This is a genomic window from Pseudomonas fluorescens (assembly GCF_004683905.1).
In the GTDB taxonomy this organism is placed as follows: Bacteria; Pseudomonadota; Gammaproteobacteria; order Pseudomonadales; family Pseudomonadaceae; genus Aquipseudomonas; species Aquipseudomonas putida_A.
The window spans coordinates 2759513-2781980 of sequence record NZ_CP038438.1; the positions used below are offsets into that span (position 1 = coordinate 2759513).

General features: G+C 62.1%; 23 protein-coding genes and 1 tRNA gene. 9 read left to right on the plus strand and 15 right to left on the minus strand.

Annotated features, from left to right (window positions below; all coding sequences use genetic code 11):
• The first annotated feature begins 246 nt into the window (after window positions 1–246).
• Window positions 247–498 (plus strand): DUF2790 domain-containing protein, encoded by a 252-nt coding sequence (locus E4T63_RS12420; protein WP_098968370.1) that lies wholly within the window; start codon window positions 247–249, stop codon window positions 496–498.
• Between the two features lie 45 nt (window positions 499–543).
• Here E4T63_RS12420 and E4T63_RS12425 read toward each other — a convergent pair whose 3' ends face one another.
• Complete coding sequence (locus E4T63_RS12425; protein ID WP_135295588.1) at window positions 544–1488, minus strand: LysR family transcriptional regulator; 945 nt, start codon at window positions 1486–1488, stop codon at window positions 544–546.
• A gap of 87 nt (window positions 1489–1575) precedes the next feature.
• On the opposite strand from E4T63_RS12425, the gene mug reads away from it, so the two are divergent.
• The 5 genes from mug to E4T63_RS12455 all read left to right on the plus strand — a co-directional run bounded on the left by mug (window position 1576) and on the right by E4T63_RS12455 (window position 5521).
• A complete protein-coding gene (mug, locus tag E4T63_RS12430; protein ID WP_135295589.1) occupies window positions 1576–2094 on the plus strand; it encodes a G/U mismatch-specific DNA glycosylase in 519 nt (172 codons plus the stop codon).
• 72 nt (window positions 2095–2166) lie between these two features.
• Window positions 2167–2550 carry a DUF1801 domain-containing protein gene (locus E4T63_RS12435; protein WP_135295590.1) on the plus strand — a complete coding sequence of 128 codons (384 nt, stop codon included), beginning with the start codon at window positions 2167–2169 and terminating at the stop codon, window positions 2548–2550.
• 137 nt (window positions 2551–2687) lie between these two features.
• Window positions 2688–2762: transfer RNA gene (locus tag E4T63_RS12440), tRNA-Gln, on the plus strand.
• Window positions 2763–2934: 172 nt separating this feature from the next.
• A complete protein-coding gene (locus tag E4T63_RS12445; RefSeq protein ID WP_135295591.1) occupies window positions 2935–3315 on the plus strand; it encodes a RidA family protein in 381 nt (126 codons plus the stop codon).
• A 217-nt stretch (window positions 3316–3532) separates the two neighbouring features.
• Window positions 3533–5521: a peptidase U32 family protein gene (locus tag E4T63_RS12455; RefSeq protein WP_003224378.1), complete on the plus strand. Its 1989-nt coding sequence runs from the start codon at window positions 3533–3535 to the stop codon at window positions 5519–5521.
• A 27-nt stretch (window positions 5522–5548) separates the two neighbouring features.
• On the opposite strand, the gene E4T63_RS12460 is transcribed toward E4T63_RS12455, so the two are convergent.
• The 6 genes from E4T63_RS12460 to E4T63_RS12485 all read right to left on the minus strand — a co-directional run bounded on the left by E4T63_RS12460 (window position 5549) and on the right by E4T63_RS12485 (window position 13058).
• Window positions 5549–6511, minus strand: coding sequence for a Dyp-type peroxidase (locus tag E4T63_RS12460; RefSeq protein ID WP_135295593.1), 963 nt, complete (start codon window positions 6509–6511; stop codon window positions 5549–5551).
• Window positions 6512–6579: 68 nt separating this feature from the next.
• Window positions 6580–7845, minus strand: coding sequence for an NAD(P)/FAD-dependent oxidoreductase (locus E4T63_RS12465; protein ID WP_135295594.1), 1266 nt, complete (start codon window positions 7843–7845; stop codon window positions 6580–6582).
• A gap of 2 nt (window positions 7846–7847) precedes the next feature.
• On the minus strand, window positions 7848–9425 hold the full coding sequence (locus E4T63_RS12470) for an aldehyde dehydrogenase (NADP(+)) (protein WP_135295595.1): 1578 nt from the start codon (window positions 9423–9425) through the stop codon (window positions 7848–7850).
• 58 nt (window positions 9426–9483) lie between these two features.
• Window positions 9484–10431, minus strand: coding sequence for a dihydrodipicolinate synthase family protein (locus E4T63_RS12475; RefSeq protein ID WP_135295596.1), 948 nt, complete (start codon window positions 10429–10431; stop codon window positions 9484–9486).
• A 50-nt stretch (window positions 10432–10481) separates the two neighbouring features.
• A complete protein-coding gene (locus E4T63_RS12480; protein WP_135295597.1) occupies window positions 10482–11408 on the minus strand; it encodes a 4-hydroxyproline epimerase in 927 nt (308 codons plus the stop codon).
• A 21-nt stretch (window positions 11409–11429) separates the two neighbouring features.
• Window positions 11430–13058 (minus strand): APC family permease, encoded by a 1629-nt coding sequence (locus E4T63_RS12485; RefSeq protein WP_135295598.1) that lies wholly within the window; start codon window positions 13056–13058, stop codon window positions 11430–11432.
• A gap of 200 nt (window positions 13059–13258) precedes the next feature.
• Here E4T63_RS12485 and E4T63_RS12490 point away from each other — a divergent pair, with 200 nt between their 5' ends.
• Window positions 13259–14032, plus strand: a complete 774-nt coding sequence (locus E4T63_RS12490; RefSeq protein ID WP_135295599.1) for an AraC family transcriptional regulator — start codon at window positions 13259–13261, stop codon at window positions 14030–14032.
• A 10-nt stretch (window positions 14033–14042) separates the two neighbouring features.
• Here the strand turns inward: E4T63_RS12490 and phnE are convergent, their stop codons facing one another.
• The 7 genes from phnE to E4T63_RS12525 form a co-directional block, all read right to left on the minus strand.
• Window positions 14043–14810: a phosphonate ABC transporter, permease protein PhnE gene (gene phnE / locus E4T63_RS12495; RefSeq protein ID WP_003224391.1), complete on the minus strand. Its 768-nt coding sequence runs from the start codon at window positions 14808–14810 to the stop codon at window positions 14043–14045.
• Window positions 14807–15634, minus strand: a complete 828-nt coding sequence (locus tag E4T63_RS12500; RefSeq protein WP_135295600.1) for a PhnE/PtxC family ABC transporter permease — start codon at window positions 15632–15634, stop codon at window positions 14807–14809. Before E4T63_RS12500 ends, phnE begins: the two co-directional genes overlap by 4 nt.
• A complete protein-coding gene (locus E4T63_RS12505; RefSeq protein ID WP_135295601.1) occupies window positions 15628–16425 on the minus strand; it encodes a phosphonate ABC transporter ATP-binding protein in 798 nt (265 codons plus the stop codon). The genes E4T63_RS12500 and E4T63_RS12505 overlap by 7 nt, the downstream gene beginning before the upstream one ends.
• Complete coding sequence (locus E4T63_RS12510; protein ID WP_096796864.1) at window positions 16422–17285, minus strand: putative selenate ABC transporter substrate-binding protein; 864 nt, start codon at window positions 17283–17285, stop codon at window positions 16422–16424. Before E4T63_RS12510 ends, E4T63_RS12505 begins: the two co-directional genes overlap by 4 nt.
• Window positions 17286–17475: 190 nt before the next feature.
• Window positions 17476–18066, minus strand: a complete 591-nt coding sequence (locus E4T63_RS12515; protein ID WP_135295602.1) for an HD domain-containing protein — start codon at window positions 18064–18066, stop codon at window positions 17476–17478.
• Between the two features lie 77 nt (window positions 18067–18143).
• The gene (locus E4T63_RS12520) at window positions 18144–18701 is read right to left on the minus strand and encodes a helix-turn-helix domain-containing protein (RefSeq protein ID WP_134786184.1); all 558 of its coding nucleotides are present in this window, start codon (window positions 18699–18701) and stop codon (window positions 18144–18146) included.
• Window positions 18702–18776: 75 nt separating this feature from the next.
• Window positions 18777–19175 (minus strand): RidA family protein, encoded by a 399-nt coding sequence (locus tag E4T63_RS12525; RefSeq protein ID WP_135295603.1) that lies wholly within the window; start codon window positions 19173–19175, stop codon window positions 18777–18779.
• Window positions 19176–19297: 122 nt separating this feature from the next.
• Between E4T63_RS12525 and E4T63_RS12530 the strand changes: the two genes are divergently transcribed.
• Both E4T63_RS12530 and E4T63_RS12535 read left to right on the plus strand, forming a co-directional pair.
• Window positions 19298–20242: a LysR family transcriptional regulator gene (locus E4T63_RS12530; protein ID WP_135295604.1), complete on the plus strand. Its 945-nt coding sequence runs from the start codon at window positions 19298–19300 to the stop codon at window positions 20240–20242.
• A gap of 74 nt (window positions 20243–20316) precedes the next feature.
• Window positions 20317–21477: a radical SAM protein gene (locus E4T63_RS12535; protein WP_135295605.1), complete on the plus strand. Its 1161-nt coding sequence runs from the start codon at window positions 20317–20319 to the stop codon at window positions 21475–21477.
• On the opposite strand, the gene E4T63_RS12540 is transcribed toward E4T63_RS12535, so the two are convergent.
• The gene (locus E4T63_RS12540) at window positions 21459–22346 is read right to left on the minus strand and encodes a LysR substrate-binding domain-containing protein (RefSeq protein ID WP_135295606.1); all 888 of its coding nucleotides are present in this window, start codon (window positions 22344–22346) and stop codon (window positions 21459–21461) included. The genes E4T63_RS12535 and E4T63_RS12540 overlap by 19 nt on opposite strands.
• Window positions 22347–22468: the final 122 nt, after the last annotated feature.

The following is a 22468-nucleotide window of genomic DNA, read 5'->3' on the forward strand; positions in this document are numbered from 1 at the left end:
ATCTGACACTCTCCGAGCAGGCTCACTCCTACAGGTTTTGCGCCCGCCACAACATTCGTGAGCACTGCAAAATCCACTGTAGGAGTGAGCCTGCTCGCGAAAAGGGCACCCACGGTGTCTGGACTTATTCATCACCATTCTGGACACAGTGTTTGTCCAGCCGACCGATTTTTGCCGTGCGCTTGAACCCCTAACATCGTCTCCACTCCGTGAACAAACACGGTTCCCCACGAGACGGTGAACATCATGAAACTTGCAAAAATCGCTCTTCTTCTGGCCCTAGGCGGTATCGGCGCGCAAGCCTTTGCGGCGGATGAAACCGCACAAGTCGAGGCGTACAACTCCGCCAGCCAACTCGACATCGCTCACGTGGTGTCGATCTCCGACACTGCCAATCAGTGCGGCGCGGTGCCGGTGCAGATGACTTATGACGACTCAACCGGCGCGCAACACGTCGTGCAATACCAAGTGATGGGCAGCGGTTGCTCTAACGGTTAATGGTCGATGCCGGTGCTGGAGGGTCGACACTCCAGGTCTGCGGCACTAAGCATCAGCGAGTTGCTTGGCCCCAGCCATGTCTTCATCCGATGCCAACAGTTGCGGGATGGCGGTTTTCAGGAACTCCACCCAGGTCTTGATTTTGGCGTCGACGAATTTGCGCGACGGGTAGATCGCGAACAGGTTGTATTCCTCCAGGCGGTACTGCGGCAGTACCCGCACCAGTGTGCCTCCGACCAATCCTTCGACGGCTGATGCCAGCGGCTGAATGCCGATGCCCATGCCATTTCTGATCGCCGTGGCCATGCCGTCGGCGGTGTTGATGTGGAAAGGGGAGTCGGGGATATTCTGGGTTTCCATGCCTTGAGGCCCTTCGAACACCCAGTTGTCTGCGGGCATCACCGTGTTGACGATGCGCAGGCAGTCGTGCGCGGCGAGGTCGGCGGGTGTGGCGGGGTGGCCGTGTTTGGCCAGGTACGCCGGCGAGGCGCAGAGGATGCTGTAAGTGCTGCCCAGGCGTTGCGCGACGAAACCGGAATCCGGCAGGTCGCGGGCGAGGACGATCGACATGTCGTAGCTTTCTTCGAGCAGATCGGGCAGGCGATTGCTCAGGGTCAGGTCGAACATCACCGTGGGGTGAATTTCGCGGTAGCGGGCGATCGCATTGATCACATAGTGGTTGCCGATGGCGGCCATGGCGTGGATCTTCAGACGCCCGACCGGCAAGGTCTGCGCGGTGCCGGCTTCGTCATCGGCCTCGCGCAGGTCATCGAGAATTTTCTCGGCGCGCTGCAAATAACGCACGCCGGCTTCGGTCAGGGCGAGGCGGCGGGTGGTGCGGTTGATCAGGCGCGTGTGCAGCCGGGCTTCGAGGCTGGAGACGGCTTTGGAGACGTTGGTCGTGGTGGTGTCGAGCACATCGGCCGCAGCGGTGAAGCTGCCGCTCTGGGCCACGGCGACGAAGCAGCGCAGGGTCTGAATGACGTCCATCGTTGTTGTTGGCTCTGTGGCTGGGATGGCCATTCTAGGGTTTGCCGTGGGTGGTGTTGCAAATGTTTGCGAACGAGGGGCGGACGCATGGCGGGTGAAGGGCTTGAAGACATTCTGGCGCCGGGGCTTTCGGTGGTGTTCTGCGGGATCAATCCGGGATTGCTCGCGGCGGCGCAGGGGCATCATTTTGCCGGGCGCGGGAATCGCTTCTGGCGCACCTTGCACCTGGCCGGGTTCACCCCGCATGAAGTGCGGGCGGAGGACGATCGAAGCATCCTGCAATTTGGCTGCGGGTTGACGGCGGTGGTCGAGCGGCCGACGGCGCGGGCGGATCAGTTGGCGGCGCAAGAGTTCGCCGCTGCGGCCCTGGGCTTTGAGCAGAAAATCAGTAGCCATGCGCCGCGCTATGTGGCGTTTCTTGGCAAGGCTGCGTATGCGGCGTTGTCGGGGCAGAAGGTGGTGGCGTGGGGGCGGCAGGAAAAGACCTTTGGTGGCGCGCACGTGTGGGTGTTGCCCAATCCCAGTGGGCGCAATCGGGCGTTCTCCCTTGAGCAGCTGGTAGCGGCTTATCAGGAATTGCATGAGTCCCTGATCGCGAGCGGGTAAATCATGCGTCCAGCGTTTTTCGGTTGGCCAGCTACGATTGATGCAGTCAAATCGCCGAGGAGGACGCCCGCCATGAAGCCCGAAAACCCAAACATCGACGCCTCGGCGCTGATCGACGCTCGAATCGCCGAACTCGCCGATTGGCGCGGCGCCATCCTCGGCGAGATTCGCAAGGTCATGCACCAGGCCGATCCCGAGGTGGTGGAGGAGTGGAAGTGGCGCGGTGTTCCGGTGTGGTCCCGTGGTGGCATCATTTGCACTGGGGAGACCTACAAGGCGGCGGTGAAGATGACCTTCGCCAAGGGCGCGGCGCTTGCCGATCCGGCGCGGTTGTTCAATGCCAGCCTGGAGGGCAACACCCGGCGGGCGATTGATTTTCACGAGGGCGACGAGGTCGATGAGCAGGCCTTGAAAACGCTGATTCGCGAGGCGATCAAGCTGAATTTGTCCAAGTGAATCGTGCCGTTTGCCCCGGCTCAGAAATAACTGGCTGTTTTAAAACAAATTTTTTTGCACTCGGGGCTTCCCAGATCAAAAAAAGGTTGGTAAATTGCGGCCCATTCTCGCAGAGCTTGTTACAGAGCTTGAGATACAGGGGCGTCGCCAAGCGGTAAGGCAGCAGGTTTTGATCCTGCCATGCGTTGGTTCGAATCCAGCCGCCCCTGCCATATTCAAAAAAAACGCCAGTCCGAAAGGGCTGGCGTTTTTTTATGCGCGCGATTTGTGGCTGGGGCTGACAGTTGCCTGAGCCGGAGCGGGGGACTGATGTAAACTGCCCGCGCGAAAGTCCCGGCGGGTTGTTGGCCGGCGACCCTCAATCTCTCCAGACAAGAGACTTTCATGGCTAATCAAGACCTCAGCTTCACCCCTGATCCGGATGCAGATTCGATTTCCTCCGACATCGTCGGTTTCAACGGCATTCTGGTTTCGACCCAGATCCCGACCCGCGCCGACGGCAGTCTGGAGCTGGGCGACATCACCCTGCAAAGCGAATGCACCCTGCAGGCGCTGAAAGTGGCGCTGGAGCGGGCCGGCAGTTCGATGGATCGGGTCATGCACCTGACCATCTACCTCACCGACATGGCCGATCGTGCGGCGTTCAACGAAGTCTACAAGCGCTTCTTCGCCAAACCATGGCCGGTGCGCGCCGCTGTGGGCGTGGCGTCGCTGGCGGTGGAAGGCATGCGCGTGGAAGTCACCGCAATGGCCGCCAAGGCCTGACCGCCCCCTGTAGGAGTGAGCCTGCTCGCGATAGCGGTAAATCAGCCACCATCAACGTTGACTGTGCCACCATCATCGCGAGCAGGCTCACTCCTACAGGAGACTCTCGTGTCGGATTGGAGCGAGGTCATCTGCCACTTGGCAGCACAGGCGTGCCGCTCGGGCGTTTCGCGGCTACAATGCGCGCCTTAACCGTGACAGCCTGACTAAAAAAACTATGTCCTTGCCCAAGCATCATCTGGAATTGCTCAGCCCCGCCCGTGACGTGGCGATTGCCCGCGAGGCGATCCTGCACGGCGCCGATGCCGTGTACATCGGTGGCCCGAGCTTCGGCGCGCGCCACAACGCCTGCAACGAGGTGAGCGAAATCGCCGAGCTGGTGGAGTTTGCCCGCCGTTATCACGCGCGCATTTTCACCACCATCAACACCATCCTGCACGACAACGAACTGGAGCCGGCGCGCAAGCTGATCCACCAGTTGTACGACGCCGGTGTCGACGCGCTGATCGTCCAGGATCTGGGCGTGATGGAACTGGACATCCCGCCGATCGAGCTGCATGCCAGTACCCAGACTGACATCCGCACGCTGGAGCGGGCGAAGTTCCTTGATCAGGCCGGTTTCTCGCAGCTGGTACTGGCCCGCGAGCTGAACCTCAAAGAAATCCGCGCCATCGCCGACGAAACCGATGCCGCCATCGAATTCTTCATCCACGGCGCACTGTGCGTGGCGTTCTCCGGGCAGTGCAACATCTCCCACGCGCAGACCGGGCGCAGCGCCAACCGTGGCGACTGCTCGCAGGCCTGCCGTTTGCCGTACACCCTCAAAGACGAAAAGGGTGGGGTGATCGCCTACGAAAAACACCTGCTGTCGATGAAGGACAACAACCAGAGCGCCAACATCCGCGCGCTGGTCGAGGCCGGTGTGCGTTCGTTCAAGATCGAAGGTCGCTACAAGGACATGGGCTATGTGAAGAACATCACCGCCTATTACCGCCAGCGCCTCGACGACGTGCTCGAAGACCGCCCGGACCTGGCCCGCGCTTCCAGCGGCCGTACCGCGCACTTCTTCCTGCCGGACCCGGAAAAGACCTTCCACCGTGGCAGCACCGACTACTTTGTCACCGATCGCAAGATCGACATCGGCGCGTTCGACTCGCCGACCTTCACCGGTCTGCCAGTGGGCACCGTCGAGAAAGTCGGCAAGCGTGACATGCAGGTGGTGACGCAGGAACCGCTGTCCAACGGCGATGGCCTCAACGTGCTGGTCAAGCGTGAAGTCGTGGGTTTCCGCGCCAACATCGCCGAGCCAAAGGGCGAGTTCGAAGAAGACGGCGAGAAGCGCTATCGCTACCGCGTCGAGCCGAACGAAATGCCCGAAGGCCTGTACAAGCTGCGGCCGAATCATCCGCTGAACCGCAACCTCGACCACAACTGGCAACAGGCTCTGCAGAAGACCTCTGCCGAGCGTCGTGTCGCATTGAGCTGGGTTGCACGCCTGCGTGAAGAACAGCTGGAAGTGACTGCGACCAGTGAAGAGGGGATCAGCGCCAGTGTGACTCTGAACGGCCCGTTCGGTGTGGCCAACAAACCGGAGCAGGCGCTGGAGCAATTGCAGGATCTGCTCGGTCAGCTCGGTACCACTCAGTACCACGCCACCGACATCAAACTTGATGCACCGCAGGCGTTTTTCATTCCGAACTCGCAGCTCAAGGCCTTGCGCCGTGAAGTGATCGAAGCCCTGACCGCCGCCCGTGTCGCGGCGCATCCGCGTGGCAGCCGCAAGGCCGAAACCACGCCGCCGCCGGTGTACCCGGAGTCGCACCTGTCGTTCCTGGCCAACGTCTACAACCAGAAGGCGCGCGACTTCTATCACCGTCATGGCGTGAAGCTGATCGATGCGGCCTACGAGGCGCACGAAGAGGCCGGTGAAGTGCCGGTGATGATCACCAAGCACTGCCTGCGTTTCTCGTTCAACCTGTGCCCGAAACAGGCCAAGGGCGTGACCGGTGTGCGCACCAAGGTCGCACCGATGCAGCTGATTCACGGCGACGAAGTGCTGACCCTGAAGTTCGACTGCAAGCCGTGCGAGATGCACATCATCGGCAAGATGAAAGGCCACATCCTCAACATGCCGCAACCGGGCAGTGTGGTCGGCCACATCAGCCCGGAAGACCTGCTGAAAACCATCCCGCGCGCGCCACACTGAGTGACGGGCGGGCGTGGCGCTACGGTGTCACGCCTGCTCGGGCTCGCGCTCCGCGAGGTCTTCGAGCAAGTCGGCTGACGGCACAAAGAACAGCCCCCCGGTGACTGCCGTGCTGAAGTCCAGCAAACGGTCGTAGTTGCCGACGGGTTTGCCGACAAACATATTCTCCAGCATCTGCTCGATCGGTTCCGGCGAGCGCGCGTAACCGATGAAATAGGTGCCGAACTCGCCAACCCCCGGACGACCGAACGGCATGTTGTCGCGCAGGATCTTCTGCTCCTGACCGTCCTTGGTGATGGTGGTCAGGGCGCTGTGGGAGTTGCTCGGTTTCACCTCTTCACCGAGTTCGATGTCGGCCAGCTTGGTGCGGCCGATCACCTTCTCCTGAGCCTCCACGCTCAGCGCATTCCACGCCTCCATCTTGTGCAGGTACTTCTGCACCAGCACATAACTGCCGGATTCGAACGCCGGGTCTTCGTTGCCGATCAGGGTGAAGTGGTCTGCCTTGCGGCCCACCGGGTTCTCGGTGCCATCGACGAAACCGATGATGCTGCGCATGTCGAAGTAGCGGAACCCCTGCACCTCATCCACCACGGTGATCGCGCCATTGAGTGCGCTGCACAACTGGGTTGCCAGTTCGAAACACAGGTCCATCTGGTCGGCACGGATGTGCAGCAGGATGTCGCCCGGCGTTGCGACGGCACGACGGCCCTCGACGCCGAACTCACGAAACGGATGCAGCGAGGCCGGGCGCGGGCTGCCGAACAGCGAGTCCCAGGCGCTGGCGCTGAACCCGCAGACACACGACAGGTTGCCGTTGGGCACACGTTTGCCGACCGAACGGGTGAGGGCGGCGATGTCGCCGCACCAGCCGCGCACCTGACTGGCGGCGTCGTTCCCGGGCAGCAACGTGGCGACGATGAAGATCGCGCTGCTGGTGATGGGGTTGCAGATCGCTTGCGGCTCGGGGGTATCCATTGCTGAGGTCATCGTCGGTTCCATATGCGCGGGGCCAAGGTCGGCGCTCAGTATGAAACCAAAAACGTTTCATCGATATCTCAGAAGCGACCCAGTCGATAGGCATCCATCGTCGGCACGCCGGCATTGGTCGCGGGTGACGCCAACTGAGCAATCATCTCAGCAGTCACCGCCGCCTGCGTCAGCCCCAAATGCTGATGCCCGAACGCGAGCAGCACCTTGCCTTCACAGACCTTGTCGATGATCGGTAACGAGTCCGGCAGCGACGGGCGAAAGCCCATCCACGGCGTCGCGTCTTCAGCGTTCAAATCACGGCGGAACAAACCTTTGCTCAAGCGATGCAATTGCCAGGCGCGTTCCATGAACGGCGGGCGCTGCAGGCCGGCGAACTCCACGGTACCGGCCAGGCGCAGACCGCAGGTCATTGGCGTCATGATGAACTTGCGCTCCAGTGACGTCACCGCAAACGGCAGGCGCCCGTGCTCGTGCGGCAACATGAGGTGATAGCCGCGCTCGGTGTCCAGCGGAACCTGCTTGCCGGTCAGCGCGGCAGTCAGCTTCGCCGAGTGCGCACCACAGGCGATCAGCACCTGCCGCGCGCTGAAACGCCCCTGATCGGTGAGCAACGACACGCCATGTTCCTGCAACTGGCCACCCCGAACCTCCTGCTGAATGAACTGCACGCCGGCCGTTTTCGCCGCACTCACCAGTTCACACACCACCTGATACGGATCGAGAAAATGCCCGGTGCGCGGGTAGAACAATCCGCCCTGAATCTGTTCGCTGAGCTGCGGCGCGCGCTCCCTTACGGCGTTGGCCGACCACAAATCCACCGGCACCTGTTGCTGACACATGCGCGTCTGCAAGGCGTCGATCGCTTGCCGCGACTCGGCGCGCTCGAACACCAGCAGCGAGCCGTCCTCCTTGAGCAGGTCGGGGCGGGCGATGCTGTGCAGCAGGCGCTTCCAGGCATCGAGGCTGCTTTCGTTGAGCGCGCGCAAACCGGCCACGGTGCGCTGAAACGGCGCCGGGCGCAGGTTCAGCAGCAATTGGCTGAACCACGGCACGGCGTGCGGCAGGTACTTCCAGTCCAGACGCAGCGGCCCCATCGGGTCCATCAGCATTGCCGGCAGGCGCTTGAGGATCGACGCATCGGCAATCGGAAACACCTGCTCGGTGGCCAGATGCCCGGCGTTGCCGAACGAGGCGCCATGACCGGGCGGCTGCTTGTCGATGACCACCACCCGTTTACCCTGACGCGCAAGTTGCAGGGCGCAGGCGACACCGATGATGCCGGCGCCGATCACCGCGATATCGGCGTTGTCTGCTGTGAGGTTGTCGGGCATGGTCAGGCTTCCCTCTGACCGTCGAGCAGGCGCCGCAATTGCAGCGGATTCGCCTGTTTCAGCGGCTGCGGCAGCAGGCTGTCGGGAAAATCCTGATAACACACCGGACGCAGGAAACGCAGGATCGCCGCCGTGCCGACCGAGGTGCTGCGCGAATCCGAGGTGGCCGGGAACGGCCCGCCATGCACCATCGCGTCACACACCTCGACCCCCGTCGGCCAGCCGTTGACCAGCAGACGTCCGGCCTTGCGTTCCAGTGTCGGCAACAAGGCCCGGGCTTGATCCAGATCGGCGTCATCCAGGTGCAGGGTGGCGGTCAACTGGCCTTCGAGGTGTTCGCAGACCTGACGGATTTCATCGTCGTTGGCGCACTGTACGAACAGTGATGCGGCACCAAAGATTTCACCTTGCAGGCGTGCGTCGGCGAGGAAGTCCTGCGCCTGAGTCATGAACAATTGCGTCTGGCACTGGTTCGGGCCTTCAGCCGTTAGACCGCTCGCCACGTGTTGCGCCTGCGGATGTTCGGCCAACGCGGCGACGGCGCTTGCATAGGCGCGGAAAATCCCCGGCGTGAGCATGGTCTGCGCCGGGCTGCGCTGGACCCCTTCGGCGGCGGTGGCGATGAAACTGTCCAGCGCCGGCCCTTGGTGAGCGATGACCAGCCCGGGATTGGTACAGAACTGCCCGGCACCCTGAGTCAGCGAGGCGACAAAACCCTGCGCCAACGCCTCACCGCGAGCGGCAAGCGCTGCGGGAAACAGCAGCACCGGATTGATCGAGCTCATTTCCGCGTACACCGGAATCGGCTCCGGCCGTGCCTGCGCCGCTTGGCTCAGGGCGAGGCCGCCACTGCGCGAGCCGGTGAAGCCCGCAGCCTTGATGCGCCAATCGCTGACCAACGCAATGCCCACTTCATTGCCCGAACCGAACAGCAGCGAAAACACGCCTTCAGGCAAACCGCATTTTTTCACCGCGCGAGCCAGCGCCTGGCCGACCAGTTCACTGGTGCCGGGATGTGCGCTATGCGCCTTGACGATCACCGGGCAACCGGCGGCCAATGCCGAAGCGGTGTCGCCGCCGGCCACCGAGAACGCCAGCGGAAAGTTGCTGGCGCCGAACACCGCCACTGGCCCCAGCGCAATCTGCCGCTGGCGCAAATCAGAACGTGGCAGCGGCTGGCGCTGTGGTTGTGATTGATCGACGCGAACGTCCAGCCATTCGCCAGCACGCACTGTGCGGGCAAAGGTGCGCAATTGCCCGCAAGTGCGTCCGCGTTCGCCCTGGATACGGGCGCGTGGCAGGCCGGTTTCGGCCACGGCACGGTCGATCAGCGCATCGCCAAGGGCTTCGATCTCATTGGCGATGGTTTCGAGAAATTCGGCGCGAGCGCTGAGGGAGGTCTCGCGATAACGATCAAAGGCTTGCCACGCCAGTGTGCAGGCCTGTTCGACATGCTCGCTACTGCCTCCGGCATAGGCCGGTTCCAGCACCGCGTCAGTGGCGGGATTGATCGCGCGGATCGCTTCACGGCTGCCGGCGATGGCTTGGCCGCCGATCAACATGTGGCCTGTCAGAGTCATGACGCTTCCTTGATAAAAGAGGTGAAGCCCCGGCATCACACCGGGGCAGGGACTGCGATCAGGCGAGGTTCTGTTCGGCGGACCAGTTTTTGTACCACTGGCGGAACAGCGCGTACTGGGTCTCGGCGTAACGACGCTGGGCATCGCTGAGGGCGTCGGTTTCGTTGAAGTGCAGGGCGTATTCGCGGTCGCCGTTGAGCACCATCAGATGCTTGTAATACAGCACCAGGTCGCAGCCTTCGTCGAACGACGACAGCACCGCCAGCGCCGCTTCCAGTTCGCGCGCCAGACGCCGGGCCTTGGCGTCGCCCTTGGCCGCTTGCTTGCTCAGCGCCACCAGTTGCAGCACTTCGCGGGGCAGGGCGTTGCCGATACCGGTGATCGCGCCGGTGGCGTTGCAGTTGACGAAACCGTGCACCACTTGGGTATCGACACCGACCATCAGGGTCACGGCATCGTCCTGCGAGGTGATGTTTTCGGCGGCGTAGCGCAAGTCGGCGCCACCGCCGAACTCCTTGAAGCCGATCAGGTTCGGGTGTTCACGGCGCAGTTCGAAGAACAGGTCGGCGCGGGTGGCGAAGCCGTAGTAGGGACTGTTGTAGATCACCGCCGGCAGGTTCGGCGCGGCGTTGAGGATCGCGGCGAAGTGGGCTTTTTGCGCGGTGGCCGAAGCACCACGGGACAAGACACGTGGAATCACCATCAGGCCATGGGCGCCGACTTTCGCCGCATGTGCAGCGTGGGACACCGCTTCACGGCTGTTGACCGCGCCAGTGCCAACGATGGTCGGAACCCCGGCGGCCACCAGACGCGCTACGCCTTCCTGACGCTCAGCCTCGGTCAGCAGCGGCCAGTCGCCCATCGAGCCGCAGTAAACCACCGCGCTCATGCCGATATCGATCAGATCGCGACCCTTGGCCACCAGGGCGTCGAAGTCGGGTTTACGCGCGGCGGTGCACGGAGTCATCAGCGCGGGAATGCAGCCAGTGAAGATGTTATCGCTCATTGTTGTAGCTCCTCGGGACATTCATTCGGATCGTTAGAAAAGCGGGGCACTCAGATGCCCCAGGCGAAAGGATCCTGCTCGTCGATCAGCAGGGTGGCGTCGGCGGTCATGTAGGCGCGGCCGGTAATGAATGGGCGTACGCGTTCGCCTTGCCATTCGAAGCGCCCTTCGAACTGGCTGCCGGTGATGCTCGCTTGCGTCCAGACCTGGTCTTCGGCGAGTTTGCCGTCAGCGGCCAGGCAGGCGAGTTTGGCGCTGGTGCCGGTGCCGCAGGGCGAGCGGTCGTAGGCTTTTCCGGGGCACATGACGAAGTTGCGGCTGTCGGCGTGGGCGTCGTCGGCAAACAGTTCGACGTGGTCGATCAGCGCGCCGTCCTCACCGTGGATGCCTTGGGCCTCCAGGGCCTTGAGCATCGCCCAGGTGTACTCGGTGAGGGCTTCGACGTTGCTCATCTGCAGGTCCTGGCCGTGTTCGGAAACCAGGAAAAACCAGTTGCCGCCCCAAGCGATATCGCCGGACACGCGACCGTAACCGGGCACATCGACCGGCACCTGTTTGCGGTAGCGCCAAGCGGGGACGTTGCCAAGGGTCACCGCGCCGTCCTCGTGCAGGGTGGCGCTGACCGGGCCGACCGGGGTGTCGATCTTGTGCACGCCCGGTTCGATCTGCCCCAGGTAATGCAGCGAGTTGACCAGGCCGATGGTGCCGTGGCCGCACATGCCGAGGTAACCGGCGTTGTTGAAGAAAATCACCCCGCAGGTGGCATCCGGCGAGACCGGCGCGCAGTACAGCGCACCGACCAGCACGTCGTTGCCACGTGGTTCGAGCAGGCAGGCGCGGCGCCATTGATCGTGGCCTTCGCGCAAAGCATCGCGCTTCTCGGCCATGCTGTTGCCGGGCAGCTCGGGGAAGCCCTTCATCACCAGGCGCGTGGGTTCGCCGCCGGTATGGGAATCGATGATGTGCAGTCGTTTCATGGTTCGTCCCTTGAGTGAAGGTCAGGCGTGAGCAGGGCGCTGGCCCGTTGCCGAATGGGTGGAGGATTCAGCGGCTTCGCTTTCGTCGTCCTCGGTTTCCAGACGAATCAGGTGTGCCGGTACGCCGGTGGCGGCGCCCCAGTAGTAGATGCCCAGCGCGCAGACCGCGACGATCACCGTGTCGAACGGATGGCTGAGCACGCCGATGCCGCCGAAACTGCCGAGCTTGGAGAGGACGATGGTCACGGCGTAGAAGCCGATCAGCCACGCCGAAGAGCGCACTTGCTGGCCCAGATTCAGGTGCGCGGTCGGCACCATGCGCCCGCACAACAGGTAGATGACAAACATCAGGATTTGCAGGCCGAGCAACCACGACACGGTGCCCCAGCCCGACCAGTAGACAATCAGCGCGGCGATGATGAACGACAGCGGCCCAAGCACGCTCATGCCCTTGACCCGGAACGGACGCGGCATGTCCGGCGCATTGCGACGCAGTGCGGCCACCGTTACCGGGGCCACGGCGTAGCTCAATACCAGCGCGGCAGAGACCACGTTGATCAGCGCTTCCCAAGACGGGAACGGCAGGGTCCAGAACACCGACAGGCCAAAGGTCAGCCACAGCGCCGGGCGCGGGATGCCGGATTTTTCGTCGATGCGGGTGAAAATCTTGAAGAAGGTCCCGGTCTGCGCCCAGCCATAGATCACCCGTGGCGTGGCGTTCATGTAGATGTTGCCGCAGCCGCTGGGCGAGATCACCGCATCGGCCACCACCAGATACGCCAGCCAGCCGACACCCAGTGCCAGAGCGATGTCACGGTACGGCAGGGCCAGTTCCTTGGCGACGCCGGCCCAGCCATTGGCGAGCATTTCGGTCGGGATGCCGCCGAGGAAAGCGGTTTGCAGCAACACGTAAATCGCGGTGGATAGGAGTACCGACAGGATCAGCGCAATCGGGATCGTGCGTTGCGGGTTCTTCACTTCACTGGCCACGGAAATGATCGGCGTCAGGCCCAGATAAGCGAAGATCACCCCACCCGCCGAGACCGCCATTTCAATGCCGGACAGACCGAACGGCGCAAAGCCGTGCACTTCGAAATTGGCCGGTTTGAAGAAGGTGAACAGCACGCCGATCACCAGCAGCGGCACGATGAACTTGAACACGCTGACCAGATTGTTGGCCATGGCGAAGGTCTTCACGCTGCGGTAATTGAGCAGGAAAAACAGGCACAACAGACCGAATTGTACGAACCAGCCGAGCGCAGTCGGGTCGCTGGAACCGGCCTTGGTCAATTCGGGAAACCACGCCGCCGCATATTGCCGCGAGGCGACTACTTCGATCGCCACCAGGCTGGAAAACGCGATCAGCGTGATGAAGCCCATCAGGTAGCCAAGCAGCGGGCCGTGGGAGTAAACCGGGTAGCGCACCACACCGCCGGCACGGGGCAGTGCGGCGCCCAGTTCGCAGTAGACGATGCCCAGCAGCAACACGGCGAAACCACCGAGCAGCCAGGAAAAGATCCCCGCCGGGCCGGCGATGGCCGACACGTGACTGGCCGCGAACAACCAGCCCGAACCGAAGATCGCCCCCAGCCCGATGAACGTGAGGTCTATCAGTGAAAGTTGTTTCTTGAACTTGCCTTGGCCTGTCATAGCGTCGCCTTCTTGTTGGTTGTTGGAGGGGCGTGCAGTGGCGCTACAGTGAACTCATCAGGCGATGCGCGATTGATGTTTTTTGCCGGTGACGATGACGAAATCAGCACAATGGCCAAGGTCAAAGGCCCGGCTCGACAGGCTGTCGGCCATCGGGCAATCTGCGCGCAAGCCAATGCGCACCGTGGGGAGTGACAGTCATGACGCAGAATGCGTTTGCGATCCTGAGCCAGCAGAACGAAGCGAGCCGACCGCAAAGCCTCGACGATCTGCTCGCCAGCATGGCGCTGCTGTTACCGATGCTGGATGTGATTCCCAACGCGGCGATCTTCATCAAGGACCTGCAGGCGCGTTACGTCATGGCCAACCAGACTTTGGTGCAGCGCTGCGGTTTGAAAGACCTGCGACCGCTGCTGGGCAAGACCAGCGCCGAGGTGTTTCCGGCGCAATTGGGGCCGGGCTATACCGAGCAGGATCGGCGCGTGCTGGAAGAGGGGTTTGTGTTGGAGGATCAGCTGGAGCTGCATCTGTACGGCAGCCGCGAACCGGGTTGGTGCCTGACCCACAAGCGTCCGCTGTACGATCGCGACAACCGGATCATTGGCCTGGCGGGAATTTCCGTCGACCTGCAAACCGCCAGCGAAACCCATCCGGCGTATCAGCGGCTGGCGGCGGTGGACGAGTACATTCGGGCGAATTTCGCCAGCCGCGTCAGCCTGAGCGAACTGACGCGCATCGCCGGGATTTCAGTGGCGCAACTGGAGCGCTACTGCAAGCGCGTGTTCCACCTCACGCCGCGGCAGATGATCCAGAAAGTCCGTCTTGAGCACGCGCATCGGCTGTTGCACGGCGACTTGCCGATCACCGAAGTGGCGCTGCAGTGCGGTTATACCGACCACAGCGCGTTCACCCGGCAGTTCAAGGCTTCCACCGGATTCACCCCGCGCCAGTATCGCTTGGCGACAGCGCCCTGAGGCTTGCCCGTCAGGCCTTGACCCAACGCTGCCGGCTCCAGGCACTCAGCGAATCCACGCCCAGCACCAGAATCAGCATCGCCAGAATCACCGTGCTCGCCTGCGCTTCCTGAAACAGGCTGAGGCTGACATACAGCATCTGCCCCAAACCACCGGCACCGACAAAGCCCAACACGCTGGCCATGCGAATGTTGTTTTCCCAGCGATACAGGCAATAGGCGAGCAATTGCGGAGCGAGGTTGGGCAGGGTGCCGTAGCAGAAGGCGAGCACCGGGTTGCCGCCCTGCAAGCGGATCGCTTCGGCCGGTTCCGGCGGGGTATTTTCCAGCGCTTCGGCGAACAACCGGCCGAGCACGCCGGTGGTGTGCAGGGCCAGCGCCAGGGTGCCGGCGTTCGGGCCGAGGCCGGCGGCGAGCACCATCAGTGCCGCCCACACCAGTTCCGGAATCGCCCGCAGACCGTTGAGCAGCAGGCGCGAAGCGCTTTGCAGCGGCCAGCCGAAACGTCCGGCGGCGGGCAGCGCGAGGAGGATGCCGAACACCGCCGCGAGCAGGGTGCCGAGGGCCGACATGGCCAGGGTTTCCAGCGAGCCCTTGAGGATCGCCTGCAAATGCGTGGCGCTCAGGTCCGGGCTGAGAAAGCGCTGCGCGTAGGCACCCATCTGCTTGAGGCTGGTGGCGCTGCCGAGTTCACCGAGATCGAGTTCGAGGTAACCGAACGAGGCGATAACCGCGACGCCAATGCCGACGATCAGCAACAGATTGATCAGGCGATTCATGTCAGCCTCCAGCGCAGCAGGCGGCTGAGTTGGTCGGCACCGAGCACCAGAATCAGGAACGTCAGCAACATGCTCGCCACTTCACCGCTGGCGAACATGCGCAATGACAGGTCGATCTGTTGGCCGAGGCCTCCGGCGCCGACAAATCCCATCACCACCGACGCACGAATCGCGCACTCCCAGCGATACACCGTGTACGACAGCAGCTCGGCCGCGACATTCGGCAGAATCCCGTAGGCAAACGCCGCGAGTCGTCCGCTGCCGGCCTGCATCAAGGCGTGCGCCGGGCGTTGGTCGGTGGATTCGAAAATTTCCGCGTAGACCTTGCCAAGCATGCCGCTGTAGGTGATGGCGATCGCCAGCACACCGGCCGCCGGGCCGAGGCCCACGGCACGCACAAACAGCAGTGCCCAGACGATCTCCGGCACGCTGCGCAAGAAGATCAGCAGGCCGCGTACCGGCCAGCGCAGCAAGCGCCCGACCCGACTGGGAATGCCGCCGCGGGACGCCGCCGACAACGACAGCGCGCGGCTGGCAATCAGGCTCGCCGGTACCGCCAGCAGCAGCGCCAGAGCCATACCGGCGGTGGCGATGGCCAGGGTTTGCAGGGTCGCCTTGAGCAGCAACTGGAGAAAGTCGTGGTCATGCGCGGGTGGCCAGAATCCGGAGATGAAACGGCCCATTTCGGTCTGGCTGTCGCTGTGCAGCAACACCCCCAGATCCAGTTCGCTGAGCTGGATGCCCGGCCACAGCAAGGCCAGCGCCAGCAGGGTCAACAGTAATCGCGGCGCGGCAGCAGGGTCGCGTGAATCAGCCCTCAGCATCGCGGGATCTGCACAATCAGCGGCGCAGTGGGCGTCGTCGGGCTTTGCAATTGCTCGTTGGCGTACAGCGTGTCGAGCATCTCGCGGCTGACCTGTTCGGCCGGGCTATCAAACAGGATCTGGCCATCGCGCAAACCGATGATGCGCGGAAAGTGCGCCAGCGCCAGTTCCACTGCATGCAGGCTCGCCACCAGCGTGACGTTGTGTGTCCGGGCGTGCTGCGAGAGGATCGACAGGGTGTGCCCGGCGAGTACCGGGTCCATCGCCGACACCGGTTCGTCCGCCAGCAGAATCTCCGGCGCCTGATACAGCACCCGGGCAATGCCTACGCGCTGCAATTGGCCGCCGGACAATTGCTGGCAGTAAGCGAAGAGTTTGTCGCCCAGATCCAGGCGGGCGAGGGCCGCACGGGCGCCGGGAATATCCGTGGGATGCAGCAGATTCAGCAGGCTCTTGCCCAAACTCCATTGGCCGAGTTTACCGGCCAGCACCGCCGTTACCACGCGCTGGCGTGGCGGCAGCGGTGGGGCTTGATGCACCAGGCCGATGCGCGCACGCAGGCGTTGCCGTTGACGGGCCGAGAGATGCCAGGGACGTTCGCCCAGCACCTCGATTTCACCGCTGCTGGGGCGCAACGCGGTGGCCAGCAAGTTCAGCAGACTGGATTTTCCGGCGCCGGACGGGCCGATGATCGCCACCTGTTCGCCCGCGCCAATCTGCAGGTCGACGCCGCGTAGCGCATCGACCCCGTTGACGTGGTGCAGTTTGGCTTGTTTGAGGCTAAGGGTCATTTCAACAGATCGGCAGCGCGAGCAGCTTCCTCGATGCCCTTGTAGTTTTCGGGCTTGGTGTCGATGAAGCGGCTGGCCGCCTGCAGATCAAGAATCTTCTTTTGCTCGGGGTTGGCCGGGTCGAGGTCAAGGAAAGCTTTCTTGATCTTCGCCGCCAGCGCCGGGTCGAGGGTGCCGCGCACGGTCCAGTTGTAATCGAAGTAGGCCGGGGTGGTGGCGAACACGTGGACCTTGCTGGTGTCGACCTTGCCGGCGTCTACCAGTTTCTGCCAGACGCTGGCGTTCAGCACACCGGCATCGACCTTGCCCGCCTGAACCCAAGCCACGGTGGCATCGTGCGCGCCGGAATAGGCAACGCGGCTGAAATAGGCTTCAGGCTTGATGTTGTCGTTCTTCAGCATGAAATAACGAGGCATCAGGCTGCCGGAGGTGGACGACACCGAGCCGAAGGCAAAGGTTTTGCCCTTGAGGTCGGCCAGGCTCTTCACTTTCGGGTCGGCGGTAATGAATTTGCTGGTGAACTGCGCATCCTGCTCGCGCTGCACCAGCGGGATCACCGGGGTGGTGGCGTCGGTCTTCAGGCGCGCCTGAACAAAAGTGAAACCGCCCAGCCAGGCCATGTCGAGGCGATCGGTCGCCAGCGCTTCAACCACCGCCGGATAGTCGGCCACGGGAACGAACTGCACTTTCATGCCCAACTGCTGCTCCAGGTACGCACCGAGCGGCTCGAACTTGCGCAGCAATTCGGTCGGGGCTTCGTCGGGAATCGCGCTGACCCGCAACACATCGGCGGCATGCGCCACCAGAGCAGAAAAAGACAGGGCCAGACCAGCAGTCAGTGCCAGGGTTCGCTTGAGCATGGAAATCTCCGTTTCATGAGCGTCGCATTCTAAGCGCCACCGGGCGCGGTGTCGCGCGCGGACGCTCAATCAGGTTAGACGAAACGGCGAGGTTATACGCAGCCGCGCTGTCAAAGGCCAGCGCGGGTGCTCGGTGATGTTTTGCTCCACGTTTCTTGCCAGTGGATTGATCCGAGATGAATCGGCCGATTCAAGATCGCTCGTTGCTGTTTTGGCCGTCGCTGATGCGCTGTCGCGTGTCTTGGTCGATCAGCTCACGCAGGGTGGCGAAGACCGGGTCGGCACTGGTGTATTTCTTACCGTAGCCCAGATTGAAACCGTAATCGAAATCCGCCGGGTTCAGCCCCTGGTTGTGTTGCAGCAGCGTCTCCAGTTTATCCAGTGCCTTGACCGCTTTGGCTTCGGCGGACTGAGCATTTTCGTAGTCGTCCCACAGCGCCAGAATTTCGCTGCGCAGCGCCTCATCGAGCGCACCGGTCAGCAGCAGAAGGTCGTTGCGTTCCTGTTCACCCTTGTCGGGGAACGCGGCCTGATTGATCGCCGGAATATCGCCATTGATGGCTTCGCCCAAATCGTGAATCACGCACATCTTCAGGACTTTGAGCAGGTCGAGGCCGGCCAGTTGATCGGCGAAGACAATCGCCATCAGGCACAGGCGCCAGCTGTGTTCGGCGGTGCTTTCGGTGCGGCCGCTGGAGGTGCGCGCGCTGCGCAGCACGTCCTTGAGTTTTTCTGCTTCGCGCAGGAATTCGAGGCGGCCTTTGATCATTTCGAGGTTCATGTGTCTGCCTGGCTGATTACGCCGAAAAGCTCAGCCTAGAACCGCAGGGGCTTGGCGTCCACGCATAAAATATGCGTTCAGAGGGTTTCCACCAGACGCGCGGCGCTGCCGTCGGAGAGTGGAATGCGCGTCCAGCGGCATCGGCCGGCGCGGATCGGCACGAGGTCGGAGGCATTGCTGCCGGTGCTGAATTCCACGGCTGGCGGCGCCTGAACTTCGTGCCAACCGCTGGTTGCCAGGGCCGACTCTCTCAGCACAATTTCCGGCGTTGCGAAGCGCCACAGCGATTGTCCCAGCAACGTACTCAAGGGTCGGGTGAACTCGGCAGCACGCGCAGGAGAGCAGGCCAGCAGGCGATGGGTGAGGTCGCAGATCAGGTGCATCGGCCGCTGACTTTCCCCGATCAGACGCGCCAATACCTGATCGGCGGCGCTGTCCAGGCGCGCAGTCAGCAAACGCTCCAGTTGCAGTTGCGCGGCAGGTTCCATCGCCTGCACACCGCTTTCCCAGCGGGAAATGGTCGACTGGGTGACGTTGAACAACTGCGCCGCGTGAGTCTGTTTGACGCGATGCAGCAGGCGCCAGCGTCGCAGGGCGATACCGGGCAGGGCGGGCTTCAATAACAGGTCTGACATGGCGGTTGTCGAGCAAAGGCAAGCGGGGCGGACAGTCTGAAGACTGGCGGCCCTCGGCGCAAATCCGCCGGACGATCAGGCTGTTTCGCGCAGCCTGGCAATCACCTTGATCTCGAACTGAAACCCGGCCAGCCAGGTCACGCCCACCGCAGTGATCGTCGGATACGGTGCGCTGCCCCAGAACTCCGGTACCACTTCCCAGATGGTTTCGAAGGTCGATTGTGGATCGATCATGAACACCGTGACGTCCACCGCATCGGCGAAGCTGCAACCGGCGGCGTCGAGAATCGCATTGAGGTTATTGAACGCCAGGCGCACCTGGTTCTGCAGATCCGGCTCGGGCGAACCATCTTCACGGCTGCCGACTTGCCCCGAGACGAACAGAAAACCGTTGGAACGAATCGCCGGCGAATAACGATGGCGCTCGTAAAGCGCATGGCGGGCTGGCGGAAAAACGACGTCGCGCTGGGTCATGGGTGTCTCCATCATTGTTTGGTGGTTGTTGATGGAGTGACTGTAGGGACTTGCGCAGTGGCGATAAACGCGCAAGCTTGGCGCTCACTGTTTGCAGATTCCAAACAATCCGAGGGTGCAAAGTGGACCGTTTCGATGCAATGCAGGCGTTCGCGCGGGTGGTCGAGGCAGGCAGTTTTACCAAGGCCGCCGAGACCTTGCACATGAGCAAGACCACTGTGACCCAACTAGTGCAGCAACTGGAGGCACGGCTGCGGGTCAAGTTGCTCAACCGCACCACACGCAAGGTCAACGTCACTGCCGATGGTGCAATCTATTACGAGCGAGTGATCAAGCTGTTGGCCGATATGGACGACGCTGAAACCGGTCTGTCCGGCGCGTCGGCATTGCCCAGAGGACGCTTGCGCGTAGATGTGCCGAGCCCGCTGGCGAGGCTGATTCTGGTGCCGGCATTGCCTGAGTTTCATGCGCGTTATCCGGACATTCAGATCGACATGGGTGTCAGCGACCGCATCGTCGACATCATCGATGAGAACGTTGATTGCGTGGTGCGCGGCGGCGAATTGCTCGATCAGTCACTGATGGCGCGGCGGGTGGCCGATCTTCAGCTCGGGGTTTTCGCCGCGCCGGATTATCTGGCCCGCGCCGGCACGCCGCAGCATCCACGCGAGCTGGAGGACTCGCATCATCGGGTGGTCGGTTTTCTCTGGGCCCGCACCGGCAAACCCGTGCCTTACGCCTTGCGCAATGGCAGCGAACACCTGCAGATCAAGGGCCGCCACGTGCTCGCCGTCGATGACGGCAACGCATACCTTGCGGCAGGTCTGGCCGGCATGGGCGTGCTGTGGTTACCCAGGTACATGTCGCACGCGCATCAGGCTCGGGGCGAGTTGGTGCCGCTGTTCGAGGACTGGCAACTCGAGCCGATGCCGCTCTACGTGGCGTACCCGCCGAACCGGTATATCAGCCAAAAGCTAAGGGTATTTATCGATTGGATCGTGGAATTGATGGCGCACCATGGCAATGGCCCGGAACTTGCTGAGCCGCGCTCCGGGACTGTCAAATAACTAACGAATAACGCCAACCATGACAGTCGCCTGCTCTGGATGCACCGCTATTCACTCAAGGAGCGTCACCCGTCATGAATATGTATATCGATATTGTCGGTGCGTGCAATTTAAGCTGCCCTTCGTGCCCGATGGGCAACTCGGAAAACGTCAACTTCAAGAAAGCCATGCAAGTCGACATGTTCCGCAAGATCGTCGAGAAGGCCCGCAACGAAGGGGTCGAGACGATCTTTCTGTACAACTGGACCGAGCCGTTGATCCACCCGCGAATCGGTGAGTTTGTCGAGATCATCAATGCCGCCGGTTTGCAGAGCGGTATCAGTTCCAACTTGAACCTGGCCAAGAACATGGAAACCGCCATGCTGGCCAACCCGTGGTTCTTCCGTATTTCGTTGTCCGGGTTTTACCAGGAGACTTACCGGCAGGGGCACGTGGGCGGCGACATTGAAGTGGTCAAGGCCAACATGATCAAACTGCATGAACTCAAGCAACAACATGGCTTGAGTACGCGCATCGAGGTTTACTACCACCGTTATCTGGACAACATGGAAGAAGAAGGGCTGATGCGCGAATTCAGCCAAAGTCTGGGTTTCGAGTTCTCCACCGGGTATTCAGTGATGATGCCGCTGGAGAAAACGCTGGCGCTGATCGAGCGCGACCCTTCGGTGACGGATACCGATCATGAAACCCTGAAAAGGCTGGCGCTGCCGCCCTTCGACGATCTGGTCAATCTGGTCCGTCAATATCCCAAGCAAGCGTGCTCGCTCAAGGATGACTGGCTGGTGCTCGACTGCAACGGCAATACCGTTTTGTGCTGTTCCGTTTTCAATCAGACCGAATACCAGGTCGGCAAGTATCTGGACATGCCTCTGGCGCAATTGACCGGCCTGAAGTCCACCCAGAAAAATTGCGTCGACATGTGCAATCGCTGCGCAAAAAACGGCTTGCACATCTACTCGACCCAATCCAATCGGGGGCCGCTGGAAAGTCACGCTGTCAATCGCATTATCGACTTCCAGCGGCGCACGATCATGGGGCTGCCGGTCGAAAGCGAAAAGCTTGGGCGAACCGGCGAAGTCAGTGCGGAGAACTTCGACGAAGCGCAATACCTGCAGATGAACCAGGACGTCAAAAACGCGATTTCCACGGGCGCGTTCACCAGCGGTTATCAGCATTACGTGCTGTTCGGTCGTCTGGAAGGCCGGCTCGGTGCGGGTTATCTCACGGTCGTCTGACCGTGCGGATCAGGTCCCGCCAGTTGGCTTGAAAGCCATTCACTGAAGCATCGCGCCATCGGGTCATTCTCGCTGTCGCGATGGGTCAGCAGCGCCCAGTTCGGGCCACGAATGGTTTGCACCACCAAGGGTTGCAGCAACCCGTTTTCCTGCGCCTGACGGCTGAGCAACTGACTGACCAGCGCAATCCCCAACCCCGCCGCAGCGGCATCGAGCAACAAGCCCGGATCGGAAAAATTCAGCCCCTGATCCTGTTGCCCGACATCGACGCCGGCCTCCACCGCCCAGTGGCTCCAGTCCATTTCCCGCTCACCGTGCAGGGTCGTGCGTTGCGCGGCGGGCTGCGCCAAAACGCTGGGATGACACGCCGGAAACAGGCGGTCGGCATGCAGCACCTTGAAGCTGCATTCAGCCTGGGAGCTGATGTCGTCGCGCACCGCCAGGTCGATGGTTTGCGTGGCCATGTCCGGCACTTCATCGGTGCTGAAAATCCACAGATCGACTTGCGGATGCTGGCGCCGAAAATCCGCCAGACGCGGCAGCAACCAGTGCCGGGCAAACGCCGGCGTGGTGTTGAGCACCAGTTGATTGGGCTTCTGATATTGCCCCAGACGCCGGATGCCGACCGCCAGTTGCTGCAGCATCGCCTGGGTGGTGCTGAGCAGATCGTGGCCGGCATCGGTCAGCGCGACACTGCGACCGTTGCGAAAGAACAGCGGCTGTTCGAGGTACGCTTCGAGGCTGCGAATCTGCTGGCTGATCGCCGATTGAGTAAGGCTCAACTCATCGGCCGCCTTGTGAAAACTGCCGAGGCGCGCAGCCGCTTCGAAGCCGCGCAGGGAGCTGAGCGGCGGCCAGTGTTTGAGCATATTGATAAGTTCCTCTAATCAGTTGTGCGCTAAATCCATCGTTTGTTGCTGCGATTTCAGCGCCGTAGCATTCACCTCACGCCAAATCCCGGCAGTTTCCATTGAACACAATGGCTTAATCG

Coding starts and splice junctions, on each gene's coding strand:
- E4T63_RS12510 (WP_096796864.1), bottom strand. CDS start 17,285: ATGCTCAAGCGAACCCTGGCACTGACTGCTGGTCTGGCCCTGTCTTTT.
- E4T63_RS12505 (WP_135295601.1), bottom strand. CDS start 16,425: ATGACCCTTAGCCTCAAACAAGCCAAACTGCACCACGTCAACGGGGTC.
- E4T63_RS12425 (WP_135295588.1), bottom strand. CDS start 1,488: ATGGACGTCATTCAGACCCTGCGCTGCTTCGTCGCCGTGGCCCAGAGC.
- E4T63_RS12485 (WP_135295598.1), bottom strand. CDS start 13,058: ATGACAGGCCAAGGCAAGTTCAAGAAACAACTTTCACTGATAGACCTC.
- phnE (WP_003224391.1), bottom strand. CDS start 14,810: ATGAATCGCCTGATCAATCTGTTGCTGATCGTCGGCATTGGCGTCGCG.
- E4T63_RS12515 (WP_135295602.1), bottom strand. CDS start 18,066: ATGAACCTCGAAATGATCAAAGGCCGCCTCGAATTCCTGCGCGAAGCA.
- E4T63_RS12420 (WP_098968370.1), top strand. CDS start 247: ATGAAACTTGCAAAAATCGCTCTTCTTCTGGCCCTAGGCGGTATCGGC.
- E4T63_RS12540 (WP_135295606.1), bottom strand. CDS start 22,346: ATGCTCAAACACTGGCCGCCGCTCAGCTCCCTGCGCGGCTTCGAAGCG.
- E4T63_RS12475 (WP_135295596.1), bottom strand. CDS start 10,431: ATGAGCGATAACATCTTCACTGGCTGCATTCCCGCGCTGATGACTCCG.
- E4T63_RS12470 (WP_135295595.1), bottom strand. CDS start 9,425: ATGACTCTGACAGGCCACATGTTGATCGGCGGCCAAGCCATCGCCGGC.
- E4T63_RS12460 (WP_135295593.1), bottom strand. CDS start 6,511: ATGACCTCAGCAATGGATACCCCCGAGCCGCAAGCGATCTGCAACCCC.
- E4T63_RS12445 (WP_135295591.1), top strand. CDS start 2,935: ATGGCTAATCAAGACCTCAGCTTCACCCCTGATCCGGATGCAGATTCG.
- E4T63_RS12480 (WP_135295597.1), bottom strand. CDS start 11,408: ATGAAACGACTGCACATCATCGATTCCCATACCGGCGGCGAACCCACG.
- E4T63_RS12465 (WP_135295594.1), bottom strand. CDS start 7,845: ATGCCCGACAACCTCACAGCAGACAACGCCGATATCGCGGTGATCGGC.
- E4T63_RS12525 (WP_135295603.1), bottom strand. CDS start 19,175: ATGACCCAGCGCGACGTCGTTTTTCCGCCAGCCCGCCATGCGCTTTAC.
- E4T63_RS12455 (WP_003224378.1), top strand. CDS start 3,533: ATGTCCTTGCCCAAGCATCATCTGGAATTGCTCAGCCCCGCCCGTGAC.
- E4T63_RS12500 (WP_135295600.1), bottom strand. CDS start 15,634: ATGCTGAGGGCTGATTCACGCGACCCTGCTGCCGCGCCGCGATTACTG.
- mug (WP_135295589.1), top strand. CDS start 1,576: ATGGCGGGTGAAGGGCTTGAAGACATTCTGGCGCCGGGGCTTTCGGTG.
- E4T63_RS12490 (WP_135295599.1), top strand. CDS start 13,259: ATGACGCAGAATGCGTTTGCGATCCTGAGCCAGCAGAACGAAGCGAGC.
- E4T63_RS12435 (WP_135295590.1), top strand. CDS start 2,167: ATGAAGCCCGAAAACCCAAACATCGACGCCTCGGCGCTGATCGACGCT.
- E4T63_RS12520 (WP_134786184.1), bottom strand. CDS start 18,701: ATGTCAGACCTGTTATTGAAGCCCGCCCTGCCCGGTATCGCCCTGCGA.
- E4T63_RS12535 (WP_135295605.1), top strand. CDS start 20,317: ATGAATATGTATATCGATATTGTCGGTGCGTGCAATTTAAGCTGCCCT.